At 54.0% G+C, this 1,146-nt stretch carries 2 protein-coding genes; one reads left to right on the top strand and one right to left on the bottom strand.

From position 1 onward, the window contains the following. Positions 1–268: 268 nt before the first annotated feature. A complete protein-coding gene (locus GBM95_RS11795; RefSeq protein WP_152159265.1) occupies positions 269–631 on the bottom strand; it encodes a TIGR04076 family protein in 363 nt (120 codons plus the stop codon). A gap of 108 nt (positions 632–739) precedes the next feature. On the opposite strand from GBM95_RS11795, the gene GBM95_RS11800 reads away from it, so the two are divergent. Next, entirely contained in the window at positions 740–1,069 is a 330-nt protein-coding gene (locus GBM95_RS11800; RefSeq protein WP_152159266.1) for a Crp/Fnr family transcriptional regulator, read from the top strand. Positions 1,070–1,146 lie beyond the last annotated feature (77 nt).

Consider the following 1,146-nt stretch of genomic DNA (forward strand, 5'->3'; position numbering starts at 1 on the left):
CGCTACGACGTTGTCTTTGAACTCCTGCGAATATCGCATGTTTTGCCACTCCATGAAAGGTTGAAGGGGTGGCGAAAGTTAGTATGACATCTAATGCCTGAGCGCGTCCGTCGCATCACGTACAAATTGGATTGCAAATACCTATCTTTAGGTATGCAAGGCCGGCAATGCTGTTAGTCATTATTGCTCGCACACTTATCGATAAGAATCCCGTGCAGCTGAGGTTCGATTTTGCCTTGTGGACGGCCAGGGCAGTGCAATAGCTCATCTACAGAGAGTTCGGCAGACAGCTTTCTGCCGGTTTGGGCGGCTCGGAAGGAATGTCCGTCGCCTCGAGCTTCATGATGACGGGCCTCAGGCCGTCATTGCAGGAGACGATCGCGACGCCGGGCTTCCGGATCCAGTCGCCGTAGTAGAAGAGGTTTTCGCCCGTACCATGCGCGAGCGCGAAGACGTACTGGTAGATCGCCTTCCAGGCTTCGTCGCAGAAGCCTTCTGGCTTCGCATAGTCGGCGTAATAAACCTCTCCGGCCTTCATCAGCGGACAAGGTCCGAGACCGATCATGCCGAACTCTTTGGCGAGTTCAGAGTCGAACGTCGTTTTGAGGATTGTGATTCTCACTTTTTTCATTTTTGGGGTCTCCATCATGTAAAAATGAAAGCCATGCTGCTTCCAAGATTTTTCTTTTCACAGGATTTCGCGCCGTTCCGGCCTTTCCTTCTCGGGCTCGCCCCGCGCGTGAGGCGTTTTCGACGCGGAGAATTTCTCTGGCGTCCGGGCGAACCCTTCAGCGCTGTTTTCTATATTGATTCCGGGCTCGTTCGCTCCGCCGTCGAAGGGAAGCGCGACCGGCGAACCAACTCGTGGCATGGGCCCGGGACCATGTATCCGGTCGTGCATTCCGAACCCTTCGCGCTTGAAAGTTCAATTACGGCTGAAGCCGTCACCGATGTCGGAGCGCTTGAATTCACGAACGACGCGGTCCTCTCGGCCATTCGCCGGAACCCTGACTTCGCGGTTGCTACCATCGACTTTTACTCCAGATACGTTATTAACAAAGGTATTTAATAGTTGACGGATGGTGCTGTGTGGCGCTTGGGGTCAGGCCGCCTGTGCATAGAGGGTACTCTCATTCGTAAAACAGG

The organism is Sutterella seckii (assembly GCF_009183815.1).
Classification (GTDB): domain Bacteria; phylum Pseudomonadota; class Gammaproteobacteria; order Burkholderiales; family Burkholderiaceae_F; genus Sutterella; species Sutterella seckii.